General features: G+C 55.0%; 12 protein-coding genes and 2 pseudogenes. 10 read left to right on the plus strand and 4 right to left on the minus strand.

Annotated features, from left to right (window positions below; translation table 11 throughout):
* Window positions 1-222: 222 nt before the first annotated feature.
* The 7 genes from EKM04_RS05220 to nhaA all read left to right on the plus strand — a co-directional run bounded on the left by EKM04_RS05220 (window position 223) and on the right by nhaA (window position 10,116).
* Entirely contained in the window at window positions 223-1,413 is a 1,191-nt protein-coding gene (locus tag EKM04_RS05220; protein WP_183896866.1) for a tyrosine-type recombinase/integrase, read from the plus strand.
* A 1-nt stretch (window position 1,414) separates the two neighbouring features.
* Window positions 1,415-2,725 (plus strand): site-specific integrase, encoded by a 1,311-nt coding sequence (locus EKM04_RS05225; protein WP_183896867.1) that lies wholly within the window; start codon window positions 1,415-1,417, stop codon window positions 2,723-2,725.
* Window positions 2,726-2,887: 162 nt separating this feature from the next.
* Window positions 2,888-5,209, plus strand: a complete 2,322-nt coding sequence (locus EKM04_RS05230; RefSeq protein ID WP_183896868.1) for a hypothetical protein — start codon at window positions 2,888-2,890, stop codon at window positions 5,207-5,209.
* Window positions 5,202-5,639 (plus strand): hypothetical protein, encoded by a 438-nt coding sequence (locus EKM04_RS05235; protein ID WP_183896869.1) that lies wholly within the window; start codon window positions 5,202-5,204, stop codon window positions 5,637-5,639. Before EKM04_RS05230 ends, EKM04_RS05235 begins: the two co-directional genes overlap by 8 nt.
* A gap of 70 nt (window positions 5,640-5,709) precedes the next feature.
* Window positions 5,710-6,039: a hypothetical protein gene (locus EKM04_RS23190; protein ID WP_491074746.1), complete on the plus strand. Its 330-nt coding sequence runs from the start codon at window positions 5,710-5,712 to the stop codon at window positions 6,037-6,039.
* Entirely contained in the window at window positions 6,036-8,279 is a 2,244-nt protein-coding gene (locus EKM04_RS05240) for an AAA family ATPase (protein WP_183896870.1), read from the plus strand. Before EKM04_RS23190 ends, EKM04_RS05240 begins: the two co-directional genes overlap by 4 nt.
* A gap of 649 nt (window positions 8,280-8,928) precedes the next feature.
* Window positions 8,929-10,116 carry a Na+/H+ antiporter NhaA gene (gene nhaA, locus EKM04_RS05245; protein ID WP_183896871.1) on the plus strand — a complete coding sequence of 396 codons (1,188 nt, stop codon included), beginning with the start codon at window positions 8,929-8,931 and terminating at the stop codon, window positions 10,114-10,116.
* On the opposite strand, the pseudogene tnpC reads toward nhaA, so the two are convergent.
* The 3 genes and pseudogenes from tnpC to tnpA form a co-directional block, all read right to left on the minus strand.
* A pseudogene (gene tnpC, locus EKM04_RS05250) lies at window positions 10,085-11,140 on the minus strand (IS66 family transposase); the annotation flags it as partial. The gene nhaA and the pseudogene tnpC overlap by 32 nt on opposite strands.
* Window positions 11,083-11,280: pseudogene (gene tnpB / locus EKM04_RS05255) on the minus strand (IS66 family insertion sequence element accessory protein TnpB); the annotation flags it as partial. The pseudogenes tnpC and tnpB, both read right to left, overlap by 58 nt.
* Window positions 11,277-11,663, minus strand: coding sequence for an IS66-like element accessory protein TnpA (gene tnpA / locus EKM04_RS05260; protein WP_183896873.1), 387 nt, complete (start codon window positions 11,661-11,663; stop codon window positions 11,277-11,279). The gene tnpA and the pseudogene tnpB, both read right to left, overlap by 4 nt.
* Before the next feature lie 242 nt (window positions 11,664-11,905).
* Here tnpA and EKM04_RS05265 point away from each other — a divergent pair, with 242 nt between their 5' ends.
* The 3 genes from EKM04_RS05265 to EKM04_RS05275 are packed head-to-tail and all read left to right on the plus strand — an operon-like array spanning window position 11,906 to window position 15,274.
* A complete protein-coding gene (locus EKM04_RS05265) occupies window positions 11,906-12,907 on the plus strand; it encodes an ABC-three component system protein (protein ID WP_183896874.1) in 1,002 nt (333 codons plus the stop codon).
* Window positions 12,907-13,383, plus strand: coding sequence for an ABC-three component system middle component 2 (locus EKM04_RS05270; RefSeq protein WP_183896875.1), 477 nt, complete (start codon window positions 12,907-12,909; stop codon window positions 13,381-13,383). The genes EKM04_RS05265 and EKM04_RS05270 overlap by 1 nt, the downstream gene beginning before the upstream one ends.
* A 1-nt stretch (window position 13,384) precedes the next feature.
* Window positions 13,385-15,274, plus strand: coding sequence for a hypothetical protein (locus tag EKM04_RS05275; protein ID WP_183896876.1), 1,890 nt, complete (start codon window positions 13,385-13,387; stop codon window positions 15,272-15,274).
* Between the two features lie 195 nt (window positions 15,275-15,469).
* Here the strand turns inward: EKM04_RS05275 and EKM04_RS05280 are convergent, their stop codons facing one another.
* The gene (locus tag EKM04_RS05280; protein WP_183896877.1) at window positions 15,470-16,429 is read right to left on the minus strand and encodes a hypothetical protein; all 960 of its coding nucleotides are present in this window, start codon (window positions 16,427-16,429) and stop codon (window positions 15,470-15,472) included.
* Window positions 16,430-16,906 lie beyond the last annotated feature (477 nt).

Consider the following 16,906-nt stretch of genomic DNA (forward strand, 5'->3'; position numbering starts at 1 on the left):
GCGGCGCGAGAGCGACCAGTCCCTCTGGAGGTTCGATTGCAGCGTCAATCATGGCCATGCACCTGATACTGTATACGATCTGCAACCAAAAGATCCCAGATGACTGCTTGCCAACATAATTATTTAAGATGTTTTGTCAATGTTCACAATTACTTAGTCTTGCTTTTAAAGCTTGCGAATTCACTCACTCAGCGCAATATTGAGCCCAACCGGAGGTGACGCATGAGTGTTATTAATCTTGACGGAATGGTCGCGTGCGTTGACGTGGACGGCGGACCGCGACTGTGGGCAACCTTGTGGTCTGAACTTTGGCCTCTGAATTTGAGCGAGGACGTCATCAGGAGACGGCTTCGTAGCGCCGAGCGGCTGTATGAGGTTACAGACGAGCTATTCGGCCCCGGCTCCCTTGATCGTTTCATGACGCACTGCGATTTGGAGAAGCTAGAAGTAGCTTTAGATGCATTGTTTCATCGCTTACGCAATGAAGCACGGTCCAACGACACCAACATGAGCAAAACTTTCCACCGCTCCAAATCCTTCATCTCAGAAGCTATGGCGAGCTGGCATCCGAAGGCTAACACACGTGATTTGCAGGCTGCACTCGCTGAGATCGACGACTTTCACAAGAATACCGCGTTGGGACGAGAAGCATCGGCAGCCGCCATTCGCTCTCTTCCTCCGATTGTGATCGTGGAGCTTGGTAAAATCTTCGATCCAGGGTCCCCGCGAAATCCTTTCCGCACATTTGTCGTCAAGTTTCGCAACTACCTAATCTTCTTAATCCTTCTGAGGTGCGGACTCCGGCGAAGTGAGCTCGCTCTTGCGACCACTAACGACATCATTTCCGAATTCGACCGTCGGCTGGACCGAATGGTCTATCGCATAAATGTAGTGGAGACGGGCGTAGAAGACGAACGAGCGCAGCGCCCTTCTTTAAAAACGATCCAGTCGCGCCGTCAGATTTTCATTCCGGAATATTTATACAAGCTAATCCGGCGCTACGAAATCGAAGTACGGCCACCGACCACTACGCCGTTTCTCTTTGTGTCGCAGAAAAGACGTCCAATCTCGACGCGGCAATTGAATAATATCTTCGAGGTTGCGTCGAAAGCGCTTTCCGAGGACGCAAAAGCTGCGCTCGCGCAGCAACAACTCGACAAAGCTTCTTGCCATCATTTGCGCCATACCTGTGCGGTCGGTCGCATGAAAGCGCACCATGCCAAAGGTACGCATCACGACGAAATCATGAGAATGATGCGCGTGTACTTCGGGTGGGACAAAGACTCCGAAATGCCCCTCCACTACGCCCGCGCGTATTTTGAATCGGAGAATGCGAAAGTATGGGACGCGGCGTTGGACGCCAGCGTCGACGTTTTGCGAGCAGCCGGGCTCTGCTCATCTGAGGAAGATTGAAATGGAGACGCTTCCATCCGGTTTTCAGGAACTCCGACTTCCTAAGCTCCCCAAACGGCTATCTTACTATGACGACTTCGCCTGCAAGGAGCGGATAATTGAAGATATCGAAGGGTGCGATACCGTGAGAATTATGATCGGCGGTGATGTCCACTGCTGTAATCTGCAGGTTTTCGGTGACGCAGCCAAGACGATGAGGGTGGTTATCAGCGAATGGGTCCGAAAGGTAAAACCAACGACTGCTACGATACAGTTCGCAGGGATGACCGCATTCGTCCGTGAGTGCGGAAACGACAAGTTAAAGGAACTTATACTGCTCGATCCGCTGGAGCTCGCTCGATGCTGGAATTTTACGATCAAGCCGTTCGTGACCTACGAAATGGCCAGCGCGATACGCTCGTTCCTGCATGTCCTAGCGTCGAATGAGATAGCGCATTGGAGACCGTGCGACGCCGTCAGGATTCGTCACTCGATCCGTAGCCCAGCTAAGGACAGGTTCGCAAAGATCAGAGCCGGTGCAAGCTATCTGCGGCAGGACGAGCAGTCACGAGTAGTCAATTACCTCGATCATTTTAGCGCCGAAGTCTCTGACACGACAGCATTAGCGGAGGTCATTCAAGCCGCGCTTCTTGTACTTGGATTTCAGCATGGGCTACGACCAGGACAGTCCGCTCGACTTTTAGAGAACGAAATGGAGTTTTTCGACGACGGCACGATGCACATAACGGTTCCATATCTCAAGCAGCCGCGCGGAACCGTCCGACGTGTGAGCATTCGCTCGATCAAGAAGGAATGGGTTTCAATCTTTCGTGAGTTATCAGGTCGAAATAAGCGGAATCTCACCACAGGAGGTACGGAATCCAGGCGATACCTATTGCGTCTAACACCAAGACAGGTGACGTCCGAGACAAGTCAAGCGCTGGCCTCTCTTGCGATCGAGAGGAGCGCTACTGACTTGCGTCACACTGCGGCGCAAAGGCTCGCGGACAATGGAGCTACTGCTGCGCAGATCATGGACTTTTTGTGTCAAACGAGCGGAAAGATCGCTCAGCTCTACATCGACGCCTCTCCATCACAAGGAAAGATAATAAACGATGCTCTCGGGCTCTCGCCTTTCCACCAAGACCTCCCAGCGAAACACGCTTCTCGGTTCTTGACAAAAGAGGAACTGCTCGCACTGCAAACTGGTAAGAGGCGTGCCACATGGGTTCGCTACCGGAGTAGTTGGTGGCTGCGCCAATGGCCAGAGCTTGTGCGCGCGCAGCCCGGTTACCGCATGCTACGACTGCGACCGCTTCATCCCGAGTGCTGACATTGAAGTACATCGGGAAGTGGAGGTCGGATTAACGCGTGTCGTTCAGCAGTTTCAGAGCCATGGTAACTGGCACTCCGGCACCCCTGCCTTTAATCAGCTTGGATGGACCATCAAGAATGTGAAAGCTGTGATCAAGGCACTTTCTCTACGAGCTTCGAAATGAAGGAGTTCGCACGTTTCATTAACGATTCCAGAGAATTAGCAGAAAAGAAAAACGTCTCTTGGAATATTTCCGTCGACGCAGTGGGCAACATCGTGAAGGGCCACCGATTGGAACTTGGAAGGATGGCAGGATCGCGTCAAAACGGCCCTTCTTTTTCTCGGACGATGCCAGATGAAAAGACCTTGGATTTGATGAACATAATTAGGGCAAGACAGAGACTTGACCCGATTTTTTGCAAGGCACCGGCGGAACCGTGGATCGACCTAATGATGGCAGTCATCATCGACCAGATTTTCGTCAAGGTCAACAGGCCTGCACAAGTGCAGCGGCATTTGCTCATGATCAGGATCATAGCGGCCGAGAGCGGCCCTACGCCGCCGTGGCAACTAGAGCCCTCAACCGTCCGCCGTGCCTATAATGTCGCTCTTGGCATAGGGGCATCCGGCAAGAGTGCCTTGGATCTCTCCACCACGATTAAAGTCTATTTCGACCAACTGCGACTCGCAGAGGTCCCAGCTCTCGGGAAGTATTGCGTTGCCTACGATGATGCCGCGGGCGAAGAGCGCGTGCGATCCAGAAAGGCGTATCAAAACGACCGACATGCCAGCAATCAGATTCTGGATCGACTATCAGATCGGCGCTCTCCGGAAAAGCTGCCCGACAAGAGATCATATTTCATGATTGTCGATATCGTATTCGCAATGGAGCCGCACAACGTCTCCGACTGGATACGATTCTCTGCAATCAAGCTGATGATCGTGACGGGACTTCGCGCCGAAGAGGTCCTAGGAGCGCCGGTCAATTGCCTTTCCTGGCGTGAATACCTTGACAGTGACGGCAACCCGCCTGCCCTTGGCGGCGGCGTTTCGAGGGAGGTGTTCTTTCGATATTTTGGTCTCAAAAAGGAGTCAGAAAGTAATCGTGGAAGCGCGGCGCTCTATGAAACAAGTCAAAACGTACCATTGCTTTTTCAGAGGATATTTGAAGACACGGTCGACGATGTTCGACGCGTCACGGCACCTGCTCGGGAACGCTTGGCTGCGCAGGCAGCTTCGGGCCGGCTGCTTCCCGAATACGGTCGACACGAGATCGTCCCAGCGATGGAAATTTTCTCTCGCCTCACCGGAAACCTCAAATATGCTGACTGCGAGCTCCCACCAGAAGTCGTGGCGGCCTATCGGAAGAGCCTTGATTTCGAGCATTTAAAATCCTTGCGCGACTATCAGGAGTCGTGCGGTCGCGTCTCGCATACTGTCATATCGTTCTTCTCACGAAAAAGCTTCCAACCATACGATCATCATGGCACCCCTATCCTCGGGAAGAACAAAAACTGGTTCTCATGCTATTTTCGCGTCGGCGAAGTCGAGGACGCACTACAATGCGAGCTGGTAACAAAATCGCCGGAACTTAACTCGCTCGTGATGCAAGGAGATCGACGTTACGGCACACATGATATGCTGTTTCTTATGCCCGTCCGAAACTTGGTCGAGGGCCGAAATCGAGGCGTGCTGGATGTCGAACGCTACTATGCGTTTGGGAGAGCTGACTACGGAGACATCGATCTCGCTCTTGATGGTAGCAATCCGAACTCGATTTTTCGCCGCTACCTTGGCGAAGACGGCAGCTCCCTGTGCGTCAACACCCTCGAGTTCAGACATCTTCTCAGTGACGTTCTGTTCTGCAACCACGTCTCCGACGTTATCAACGCCAAGTTTTTTGGACGTCACACGTTGAAACGAACGGCTCAGTATGATCACACGACTTTGTCAAAGGTTCTCGAGGAGATGGACATAGGCGTCGAGGAAGACGAGCTTCTCGATGATACGCAGCGCGAGATGATCGCCGAGATCCTTCGCGACAGCATCGGCGGCCTGAAGGTGGAGCAATTTCGCAAAATCCAGCGCGAAAAAGGCGATAAAGCGGCTGTTCGGTATCTGGCCGGCGCTGTGGCTGGGTTCACTATCACCCCACTTGGAGCGTGCACCTCGAATTTCGTAGCGGCGCCGTGTCCACGTCATCTAGAATGCTTTCGCCGTTGCGAGCATCTGACACGGACCTCCGACCCCGCCGAGGCTCAACGACTTGACGACCTCTTGGAAGGGTTCGAGATTCAGCGAGACGCTATCCTCGAAATCCCCGAGGCACGACGCACTCTCGGTTGGCAAAGCCAGCTATCCCATGTGAATGTGCAGATCGAAGGCACGCAAGCTGCGATTGCCGCCGCGCCAGGTAGCAAGGTCTTTGCGAATGGGGACGATCTCTTCTTACCGGTAGAAGATGAGGAAGACATTCTTCCCAGAAAGCCTCCGCGTGGCTGACAAGGACGCCCTACTCGCCGAGATCCTTCAAAAGATGCTTGCGGATGATAGGAAAATTACACTCGGGGCCGTTGTTCGGCATTCAGGCGGCGCGTTCAAGCACGCTAGTGATTTATGCCGCGTTAGAAGCAGAGATCTTCTCGTGAAGGCCGCGATTGTACAGCAGGATCAGCTCCGATCAAAATTAGAGGGCATCGATGTTCTCGATGTTGAAACCTTATCGATTGAGCTGGCGAGGAGTAGGGCTAACGAAGAGCGTCTTAAACACCAGAAATGGGTTCTATCGTCTGCTTTGTGGAAGCTAACCAGCATCATGACAGAAGCGGGTAGGATCAAGATGCAGGAGTATATGCGCCGGCATGCTGAAGTCTTCGATGATTTGGAAAAGGAAGCCTCGATACTTCAGTCGAGAGGAAAACAGGCTGACTGACCGCACAGGCAAGAACGGCACCATGATCGCCCAGGAGCATGTGGACTCGTTGGTCGAGTACTTGGAGGCCATGACTGGGCGTCCCCTGCCCCGTCGTGGAACGGAACTTAATAAGACGCTCGTCGCACGAGCATGCGGTTTCGACAGGCAGGTTTTTAGAACCAACCCGCGGTGCGCAAACCTGCTCGCTAGGGCGGACGAGGACGATCGCGTTGCCAATCTCGATCTTTTGGCTCAGGGCGAGCTCAAGCGCGAACAAAGAAGCTCGAGCGACGCTCAGTTGCACGCCATAGAGGAAAAACTATTGCGAACCACTGCGGAGAACCGTTCTTTAAGACAACGACTTGAGCGGCTTTTAAGGCTTGAGGCTCTCCTCATCGAAACAGGTCGACTGCCTTGACCAGCAAAACAGCATCCGAGACTCCCCGAGAGCACACGATGGAGGTTGTTGTAACATCCATTCATCCTTCTGCTGCCGGGGATATCATCCTCATTGGTCGCGACAAGTTCGAAAATCTCGTTCGCGCTTTGGTTCCGGGCCGGCTGTTTGCGGATTCTCCACGCGAAGGCGAGACTTGGCGGATATCCGGAAGCCGGCGAGTCCACCCTGTTTACGGTGACCAGACCTATGCTACCGTTGCGTTACCTTTACTACCAAGTGGCAAGTCAATTGTGAGGTTTCTTGCCGTCAATCCTCGCTTTGTGGGAGTCGGCTGGGCCACGGCCGAGCTTTTGTGGACGAGGTTTGGTATCGCCCTCTACGACACCATCCAGAGCGCCGACGTTGCAACGCTCGCAAGCGTCTGCGGCATAGAGCGTGCAGCGACGATCGTCGCGGAGTTCGCTGGTTTTGCGGAAAATCTGGAAGTCTTCAAAGAACTCGACAAGTACGGGACCTCCCCGCAGACCGCCGGCGCTGCGGCGAGGCTGTGGGGGCGAGCCGCCATCGCCAAGATCAAGTCGAACCCCTACTCGCTCACCCTTCTCGAACCCTGGTCGTCGGTGGATGACCAAGCCCTAAGAATGGGAGTTTTAAAAAACGACGCCCGGCGTCTCGTTGCGGGAGCCGAGCAGGCTTTAACCACGGCTCTCAAGAAGGGACACATGTTGCTCTCTCGGAAAGAGGCCCTTCGAGCCACCCAGGCAGTTATTGGATCGGGAGCCGATCCTCGTCGAGCACTCCATGTTGCGATCGAGTCTGGATTAATCGTCAACGTTGCTGAAGACTCCTTACAATTGCGCGGCTGCGAGTTCATGGAGCGGGAGATCGAGAGGCAGATCGGCCTTCGACTCAAGTTAGCCCGAAAGGTTGAAAGCGACAGTATCTTAACAACGCTTCGAAACCTCGCTGCACTCCAGCGCTTTGAACTTACCGATAAACAACGCGATGCCGTGTTCATGGTCGCGTCCGGCTCGGCAAGTATTCTTACAGGCGGCGCGGGAACGGGAAAGACCGCGGCACTGCGCGCGATCGTCGAATGCGAAGAACCGATACACGACGAGACATCCGACGCACGCATTCGTCTCGTCGCCCTCTCCGGACGGGCGGCCCGTCGTATGGCGCTGGCAACAAGAAAGGAAGCATGGACGCTGGCTCGGCTGCTCACGGCGTTCGACACTGGTGTGAGGATGGAAGAGGGGCTGATTGTGTTCGACGAGGCGAGCATGCTCGATACACCCAATGTCTACCGCGTCCTTTCCAAGCTGGGAGAGGACGTACGAGTTCTTTTCGTCGGGGACCCCGGACAACTCCCTCCGATCGGGCCGGGATTGCCGTTTCAGAAGCTCGTCACGTCCCCGCACGTTCCACAGGTAAAACTTGATCTCGTCCATCGCCAGGCAGAGAACACCGGGATTCCGTTCGTTGCCTCTGCCATCCGGCATGGATCCTTACCGACGTTTCAGACCTTCGACTTTGCTTTTGCACACAGGCCAGGGGTCTTTCTCGTACCTTGCCGAACCGGGGATGTGCCCACTGCCGTCCGCAAAGTCTTCCGAGCGATGGTAGGACCTCCGCCACGAGCTGGCTTCGCCGACGCTCTGTGGAAACGTGACGTTCAGATCGTGACGCAGATCAATTCCGGACCGGCGGGAGCCAGAGATCTCAGTAGGGATATCGAAAGCGAATTCATGGTTAAACAAGTACCGGTTGAGGACTGGGGATTTCACGAGGGTTCCCGCCTCATTTGGCTTAAGAACGACTATAGGAAGGCACCCGTCGTCGATGCCAAGGGAAAGGCGGTCATCGATCCAACGACCGGAGAGCCTCGTTTTAACGGTTTTTTCAACGGATCACTTGGCATCCCTCGACTCGTTGACGGGCGCTGTCTTCTTTCCTTGGACGACGGAAGCTCTGACTTCATCACCCGGTCGGATGTTGAAAAACTCGCTCTCGGGTGGGCGATCACGATTCATAAGGCGCAGGGTTCGTCATTTGACACTGTAATCGTGCCCATCACTCCCTCCCCTTTGCTCGACCGAACAATGCTCTACACTGCCGTCACCCGCGCTGAGAATACGGCGGTGCTTGTTGGCGATCCTGACTTAATCCGAGAAACGATCGAGTCTGTGGCTAGAACTACATTCAGGGGCTGCGGTCTGGTGTTCCACATCGAACCAGAGGCCCCTTATCTTACTTAGCGAGCGGACCCTTCCGGCTGCATGGAGCTTGAAAACGTGTCCACAAACCCATGTTCCTTGTTCGATCCTCCAGAGGATCGAACATCGCGCACAGCGCGATCCTAAGATGTTCCCCGTCCCGATACCTACATAAGGACATGAATACGGAGCCGGTCACCGAAGGCCGAAACGAAGAGAAGGACGGCAACGCCGTTGACAGGCTTCGTCTTCATGTCACTCTCGACGCTCTAGTGAAATCGATAGTTTGGAGTCGTTTGCGCGATGCCGTTGGACCGCCGTCTCTGTCTCACAGCATGGCGCACTAATGTAAGGCCTGACCGGAACAAGTCCGCGGCTCTCCGTCGAATGGTAGGGGGATACTCCTCAGCTTCTTCGATTTGATATGTTTCCCGCACAACGGGAGCATCGTAAGCGGTGTGCCGCTGGCACATTGAATTCGCACCCCTAACAAACATGCAATTGCGGCGCGGGCATTTCACAGGATCATGCTTGATCACTTGATGGCGCATATCTGGCTCATGCGGGTCGAATTTTGTAGAAATCAGCACAGATAGTCGCTAAATATTGCCCACAGCGCGTGCTGCGGTGCTGCGGGTTCCCCCGAAATCCACGGAGACTACGATCAACCTCTCACAAGGAGCGCGAACCCATGTCTTCAACGATGTCCAAGGGCCGCATTCAATCCACTCTCCGCCACTTTCTCGATAACGAGGCATCAGGCGGTGTCATCCTGATGTTCGTTGCCGCACTGGCAATCGCGACAGCGAATTCGCCCTTGGCGGACGCGTATTTCAATATCCTTCATGTCTATATCGGGCCGCTCAGCATCCAGCACTGGATCAATGACGCACTGATGGCTGTCTTCTTCTTGCTGGTAGGACTGGAAATAAAGCGAGAGATGCTGGACGGCCAGCTATCGACCTGGAGCAGACGTATCCTCCCAGGAGCCGCCGCCGCCGGAGGGATGGTGTTTCCGGCGCTGTTCTACATTTACTTTAACTGGAACGATGCGTCCGCGCTCAGGGGATGGGCCATTCCGACGGCGACCGATATCGCTTTTGCGCTCGGCGTGCTGTCGCTGTTCGGGAAACGTGTCCCGGCATCGCTGAAAATCTTTCTAGCCGCGTTGGCAATCATCGATGATCTCGGGGCAGTCATCGTAATTGCACTGTTCTATACCGCCGACCTCAACCTGCTGGCACTTTCCGGCGCGGCTATTGTCGTCGGCAACCTAATCATTTTTAACCGGATGGGCGTGAAAGCATTGTGGCCCTACCTGATGCTGGGTGCAGTGCTCTGGGTTCTGGTGTTCTCATCCGGTGTCCATGCTACGCTGGCGGGTGTTGTATTGGCGCTGACGATTCCGCTGAAACTCACGCCGGGCACTCCGGAAGCCACTCATGCACAATCTCCTTTGCATAAGCTGGAGCACCATCTTCACAAGCCCGTGGCGTTTGCCATCGTCCCGATCTTCGGGTTTGCCAATGCTGGTGTCTCGTTTGCCGGGGTTTCCATGTCAATTGTCACCGAGCCGCTGACCATGGGTGTCGCCGCCGGGCTGCTGCTCGGAAAACTGGTCGGCGTTCTTGGCACGGTTGCAATTCTCGTGAACCTCAAACTTGCCGAGCTTCCTGCACAAGCGAGCTGGGGACAGATGGCCGGGGTAGCACTCTTGTGCGGTATCGGCTTCACCATGTCTCTGTTTATCGGACTGCTGGCATTCAACGATCCTGATGTACAGGATCACGTGAAAATCGGTATTCTGCTGGGTTCACTAACATCGGGCTTGATCGGTGCGGTTTTGCTCACCGCATTTGGCCGTCGATCCGAGACTTAAATCGGGCGCTCCACGGTAGCAGGTCATCGATCTGACTCTGCTTGTGGCCGTTGGCGATGGCGGTCAGGGTGGCGCTCATGTAGGCGAACGGATCGACAGCATTGAGCTTGCAGGTTTCGATGAGTGAGGCGATTGTCGCCCAGTTCTCCGCTCCCGCATCGTGTCCCGCGAAGAGAGCGTTCTTCCGGTTCAACGCAATCGGCCTGATGGTCCGCTCAACCGTATTGTTGTCGATCTCGATGCGGCCGTCTGTCAGGAAGAGCTTCAAACCATCCCAGTATTTGTTGATGTAGGCCAAGGCCTCGCCAAGCGGGGACTTGGTCGCGACACGGCTACGGTGATGGGCAAGCCAGGCCTGCATGTCGGCGACGACCGGCGCTGAGCGTTCCTGTCGTCCAGCAAGACGAGCCTTTGAATCACGGCCTCGTAGCTCGGCTTCAATGCGATACAGCTCCCCGATCCGTTTGACGCCGTCCTCGGCAATGGGTGCTGATCCGTTGCGCGTGATCTCCACCAGCTTGCGCCGTGCGTGGGCCCAGCAATAGGCAAGCCGAATGTTTGGGCCAATGCGCTCTGGTGCGATCAGTCTGTTGTATCCGGCATAGCCATCCACCTGCAGGATGCCGGAGAAGCCTTGCAATATCCGCTCGGCATGAAGGCCCCCTCGACCAAGAGCGTAGGTGAAGGCCACGCCCGGTGGAGCGCCGCCGCCCCATGGGCGATCATCCCGCGCCAGCGCCCAGAAGTATCCGGTCTTGGTCTTGCGCGAGCCGGGATCGAGAACCGGGGCGCGGGTCTCGTCCATGAACAGCTTGGTAGAGCGCTTCAGGTCGGCGATCAGAGCATCAAAGACTGGACGGAGTTCGAATGCCGCCCGCCCGACCCAATCGGCGAGCGTCGAACGGTCGAGATCGATACCCTGGCGGCTCATGATCTGTGCCTGCCGATAAAGCGGCAGATGTAGGCCATCACCAGACCGCTGCCATCCCAGTAGATCAGCTTCAATCGGTCCGCCTTGCGTGATCGGAATACGAAGACCGTCCCCGTGAATGGGTCCTTGTGCAGTTCATTCTTGACCAGCGCCGCCAATCCATCGTGACCCTTGCGGAAATCGACAGGCTTGGTCGCCACCATGATCCGAACCCGGTTCGAGGGAAAGATCATGCAGGAACCGCACAGGCACGTGCAACAGCGGCGATCCGGGAGGCGGACGCGCCTTCTTCCAAGCGGATCGTGATAGCGCCGATGACGATCTCGGGACGGCTGGCCTTCTTGAGGGGCGGCTCCACAACGGGCGGATCGACGATCACCGCTGCAAACTCCATCGCATCCTCGGGTGGAGGCAAAACCAGCTTGCCCTGCCGTGCCATCGTCCGCCAAGTGGAAAGGTGGTTCGGCTTCAGGCCATGTCGCTCTGCCACTTTATTCACCAACGCTCCGGGCCGAAGGCTCTCTGAAACAATCTGCGCCTTGACGTCGTCTGGCCAATGCCGCTGCTGTTCACGCCCAGACTTTCTGGTCGTGAGAAACTCCAACGTACTCTCCATGGAGAAACTCCCTTTGCTCATCCATGGAAAGCGGATCACAGATTAGGACGGACAGAACAACGTGGGAGCGGGACACCGGTTACGGAGCATCCCGATGCAGACTATGCATCCGTCGCCTTTACGCGTCACAGAACGCGTGGCGTCCAAAAGTCCTGCGGAAAATTAGAGGAATCTAAAGGATTTAAATATCCTTGCGTGGAAGTAACTGCTAGAGCGATTCCGTGAAAATGGGATGGAGTCGCATGGCTGGTCTCGCGGTAAAAATCCAGGAACTCGATGACAAACTCCTTGAAGAGTTCATAGACATATGGCTCACCCGGAAGGCGACGAAGTATCTTCGTGTCGAAACGCTTGGGAAGGCGAATGACAAGGGTCGCGATGTTGTCGGGTTCTGCTCTGATGATCTGCACGAGGCTGACTGGGATCTGTATCAATGCAAGCGGAAAACGCATGGAGCCAAGCTTGGGATGCCAGAATTCCTCGCTGAACTTGGAAAGGTTTTCCACCATCACACGACAGGCACCTACAAGACGATGCCGCGGGAATTTTTATTTGTGGCACCGCGGGGAGTTGTCGGGCCGGTGCAAGACCTCCTTTTGAATCCTTCGACAATCGCTCCCGCGTTAGTCGCGGGATGGGATCAGTACTGCCGGAAATCGATTACGGCAAAGGTAGACATTCCACTCAGCACGGCCGTTTCCGCGGCTATCGCAAGTTTCGACTTCAAGCAGGTAGACTACTATTCCGCGGCAAGGCTCGCCAAAGACCCGGATGCGAACCCGGCGATGAGCAAGCTGTTCAATCTCCTTCCCGGCGACGCGCCGGAGGGTACGATGCCGGACGAGATTGCAGTCAGCGAGTTGACCTATCTGGCACAGTTGACGCAGGTTTACAGTGAATTCGCAGGCAAACCCTTCTTTTCTACTGATGACGTCCTCTCCCATCCCGAACATGGAAGACACCTCAGGCGACAGAGAACCAGATTTTTCGAGGCCGCCGCCTTTGAAAGATTTCACAGAGACAATACTGCGCCAGGTGCGGTGGAAACGTTCAAGAAAGATATCTACGATAGCGTCATAGATGCATACGAGCGATCGCACTCTACAAAGCTCGATCGCGTCGATGCCGTTCTTAACCACGCACTGTTGGTTCCCACAGATCTGCGTGGAAAGATTGCGCGAGGTCCTGTTCGCCAAGGGATGTGTCACCATCTCGCCAGCGACGGAAAACTGAAGTGGGACTAATGTCGGAAGAATTCGGGGAACTGTTCAACTCGCAGCTCGAGGCAGGCATACGCGCCGTCGTCGTGCTCGAGAACCTGCGTCCAGTGGCCGCCGACCTTTCCGAGATGGTTCTCTTCGATCACATCGTCGTCCATTCCGCGGATATTGGCGGCCCCAAATCTCTTCATGCCGACGTGCCTGGCCGGAAAGGGGAACTCCTTGTTCGAAGAAGGCTAGTAGAGGCTGGGCTCGACCTCATGCGCCGGTGTCATCTTGTCGAAAAGGCAACTGACGACAACGGCTTCGTCTGGAGGGCTTCGGACGACGCGGCATCGTATGTCGAGCTTCTCGAAACCAAATACTCCGAGCATCTCAAGACGTGCGCTGTCCGGCTCGCGACGGAAGTCAGACGTCGCTCGAAAGAAGGGTTCAAGGAATACGCGCGGGAGAGACTTGGCGACTGGGGTGAGTCCTTCGGCACCAAGGGCGGGGCTTGATATGGCTGCTGATCGGATCGTCATCAAACGCCTTGCGTTCACGGGGCCGGAGAAGGCGCTGAAGGATCTCCCGTTCGTTCCGGGGCTGAACGTTCTATGGGGAGCGTCCAACGCCGGTAAGTCTTTCATGATCAAATCGCTGGACTTCATGTTCGGCGGTGGAACGCCGCTGCCTGGAATCGCACAGCTTCAAGGATACGACCGCTGCTGGATTGAATTGGATCTCCCCCGCTCTGGCGCGACGACCTTGTCGCGGTCACCGAGAGGCGGCAGCTTCGCCGTATACGCTGACCCCGTCGAAAACGCGCTCGGGACGGATCCAGAAGGAACACTGTCGGCTACCCACTCTTCTGGGACAGATAGTTTATCCGGATACCTCCTTGACCAGGTCGGCATTCAGGGCAAGCAGATCGCATCGACGTTATCCGGCGACAAAGTCGGGTTCAGCGTCCGGCACTTGGCCCGCTATATGTTTACGGAGGAAACTCCGATGATGTCGGAGGCTGCTCCGATTAGGATATCGGAGCGGAACAGTGAGACGCTGGATCGCAATGTCCTCAAATTCATTCTTTCAGGCATCGACGACAGCGCCGTGGTGGTCTCGAAGAGCACCAAGGAGCAGAGGACTGCGAATTCCGGGAAGATAGAGATCGTCGACGAAATGATCGCTAGCACGCAGGCTGAGCTTGCGAAATTATTTCCCCAAGACGATGCCATAGACGAGTTGGATCTCGCAGCGCAGAATGAGCGTCTGACGGCTTCGCTGCGCGCCTACCATACCACCCTTTCGGCAGCGCAGCAGCGTCTCGACCTCCTTGTGCAGGGCCGCCGTCGGGCTAAGGACGAACTCGAGAACCTCCACTTCCGCATCGCTTCGATCAATTCAACCGTCGACCGCTTTGGGCTGCTTGAAAACGTCTACAACAGCGATATGGAGAGGCTCGAAGCTCTTGAGGAAGGCGCGGCTGCCCTTATGGCTGGCGCTCGCCGACCCTGCCCTCTATGTGGAGCCGACCCCGCCCATCAACATGAGGCGCACGGTCTTGAGGTTGTTGAGCTGTCGCGGGCTGCGGTGGTCGCAGAGATTGTCAAAATACGAGGTGAGAGTTCCGATCTCAAGCTCACCGTCCGATCACTGACCGCGGAGTGGGAAGGACTGGTAGCTCGAGCAGCTCAAATACAAGAGCAGCTCGCTCAAGCCGAAATCAGGATCGCCGGTGCCCGACCTGCCGAAGTCCAAGCTAGAAAGTCCTACGAAGAGATCGACCAAGCGCGGCAGAGGATCAAGGATGGTCTTGCCTTGAAAAGGCGTATCGACAGTCTGAAAGTCAGGAGGCAAGAGCTCGAGTCCTTCAAGGCTGTGAAAACCTCCGACCCAGTTGTTCCTGGAATCAGCGGCCCGCTGGGGCACGAGTTCGCCATGACGGTACAATCAATACTCCACGAGTGGCAGTTCCCCGGCGAACCCGTGGTCTCCTTCTCGGAGAAGCACGACATCCTCCTGAACGGTTCGGATCGAGGAAGCAACGGCAAGGGCGTCCGTGCGCTTATGAACGCAGCCTTCAAGATTGGCGTCCTGATCTTCTGCCGTGAGCATAATCTGCCGCATCCTGGTATCGTGGCGCTCGACAGCCCGCTCCTAAGCTATCGTGACCCCCACACATCGAGGCACGGCGAGCTTTCTGCGGACGAACAGCAGGTAAAGAACGCCGGGCTAAACACGTATTTCTACGAATATCTCGAACGGCAATCGTCGCACGCGCAATTCATCATAGTCGAGAACGATCCGCCGCCCTTCAAGCTCGGCCCAGACGCAATGGTGACGACCTTCAGCGGCCCTGTTTCCGTGAGTGGTCGTAGTCCCACAAGCCAGCGAAGCGGACTTCTGTAGAAATCGGCAATCCTCCGTGACCTTAGGTGCTTCTCTTCAACCCTGCCTGGTCAGCACCAACTATGGATGATCCTGCCTTTCGACATTCGGATGATATGGACGTCGTCTTTTGACGAAGGGTCGCGTGCCACCGAATTTTGGTCGGTTCCATTAGGGGCTCAATTAAACGATTGCCCCTACGCAGGGCGGAAACACTTAAAAAAGCATGTATTCCGGTTGCGCTTTGAGGAATGCACCTTTCGTGACCGTAGAGAAGTAAGATTCTTGAATGAGGTTTTTTTTCTCGGCCGACCAGCTATCAACATGCGACGGTCGAAGGAAAAAATTCTCCGTCGTATCAAGCGCCAAAGTAGAAAGCGCGAGCAATCGCTCTTCGCCCCTCTTCAGCATAACGGGCGCAATGTATTTCCTGGCGTTTGCTGACTGCGCTTTGGGATAGCTGAAAATCACCGCCGTTTCACTCCCTGAAAGCGGGATCATATTCAATGCAATGCGCGGCATTTTATTGTCTTTTGGATTTTCGATGGTTGGAAAGAACGACGACGACGCCAGCACTGCGGCGCGATCCGAGATCACGAAAATCGAATGCGTTATTTCTCCGAAGCGGCCTTTCAGCATGTTCGTGTCATAGTGGTCGAGGCGATACCGCCACGTCATCCATGCTTTGTGCATAGCTTCGACGGGTGCAATAGCTGACATGGTTCTGTCATTGGGATTGACCAGCCCCAGTTTTACATTGGTCTCGTGGGTAAATTGCAGTTTCGCTGCACCTTCTAAAATGGCATGTAGTTCCCGCGTTAAAGAGCGATACGCTATTAAAAATAGTTGCTCGGCATTTTCCAGATCGAGTAGTTTGGTATCGATAGGACGGAAGATTTCCGTGTCGTGTCGATTGCAGAATCCCGTGAATGTAGACGCATTGTTACGGCCGACCCTCTCAAATTCGCAGACGGGTTTCGCACCAGCGAAATTTATCTTTAGGCCGTAGACGTGCTTATCTTCTTCAATGAAAGATAGAGCCGTCGACTTCTGGACGGAGTGAGCACGAATTGCAGGTTTTTCGCAACCCATGTCCGGACACAAGCATTTGTTGAATTTCTGATTTATCGCCTCGAAGAAGAGCCCTTTGTGTCTGCCGTCAGTCATCGTTTTCATTCTCACCCCTATCCGCGCCTGCAGTATTCAAATCGATTTAGTTGACATACGTAGAGATAAAATCGACCAAGCAGCGCAGTAAGTAATCAACAGGAGGTACGATGCCAAGTTGGCTCAACAGCTTCTTTTCCTTAAGCCATGAAATCCCCTCCAAGACCGCTCTAACTGTATTTTGTGCAACGCTCCTGATACTTTTTCTACCATCAGAGTGTTTTCAGGCACAACGAGATTGTTGGACACGTGTCAGCCCAGCCTGATCCATCGGGGTCCGTTCCTGGCGCAAAGTTGCCGAGACAGCAGTTGGCCCCAAGAGGTGATAGGCGACCAAACGCGATGGCGCAGCTTCGCGCCCTCATTTCGGTCGTGCGGGAGTTTCGATAGATGTGCCGAGAGCCGCCAGACCACTTAGAGGCAGCATAAGGGTCATTGCCCGTGGGCATTAGCGGTGCCTGAAGGGGGCAGAGCGAGTCGGCCGCT

The sequence above is a fragment of the Rhizobium skierniewicense Ch11 genome (genome assembly GCF_023757665.1).
GTDB lineage: Bacteria > Pseudomonadota > Alphaproteobacteria > Rhizobiales > Rhizobiaceae > Agrobacterium > Agrobacterium skierniewicense.

What these genes read in the sequence shown, in the direction of transcription:
- EKM04_RS05220 (WP_183896866.1), top strand. Translation starts at nt 223, where the DNA reads ATGAGTGTTATTAATCTTGACGGAATGGTCGCGTGCGTTGACGTGGAC.
- EKM04_RS05225 (WP_183896867.1), top strand. Translation starts at nt 1,415, where the DNA reads ATGGAGACGCTTCCATCCGGTTTTCAGGAACTCCGACTTCCTAAGCTC.
- EKM04_RS05230 (WP_183896868.1), top strand. Translation starts at nt 2,888, where the DNA reads ATGAAGGAGTTCGCACGTTTCATTAACGATTCCAGAGAATTAGCAGAA.
- EKM04_RS23190 (WP_491074746.1), top strand. Translation starts at nt 5,710, where the DNA reads ATGACTGGGCGTCCCCTGCCCCGTCGTGGAACGGAACTTAATAAGACG.
- nhaA (WP_183896871.1), top strand. Translation starts at nt 8,929, where the DNA reads ATGTCTTCAACGATGTCCAAGGGCCGCATTCAATCCACTCTCCGCCAC.
- tnpA (WP_183896873.1), bottom strand. Translation starts at nt 11,663, where the DNA reads ATGGAGAGTACGTTGGAGTTTCTCACGACCAGAAAGTCTGGGCGTGAA.
- EKM04_RS05265 (WP_183896874.1), top strand. Translation starts at nt 11,906, where the DNA reads ATGGCTGGTCTCGCGGTAAAAATCCAGGAACTCGATGACAAACTCCTT.
- EKM04_RS05270 (WP_183896875.1), top strand. Translation starts at nt 12,907, where the DNA reads ATGTCGGAAGAATTCGGGGAACTGTTCAACTCGCAGCTCGAGGCAGGC.
- EKM04_RS05275 (WP_183896876.1), top strand. Translation starts at nt 13,385, where the DNA reads ATGGCTGCTGATCGGATCGTCATCAAACGCCTTGCGTTCACGGGGCCG.
- EKM04_RS05280 (WP_183896877.1), bottom strand. Translation starts at nt 16,429, where the DNA reads ATGAAAACGATGACTGACGGCAGACACAAAGGGCTCTTCTTCGAGGCG.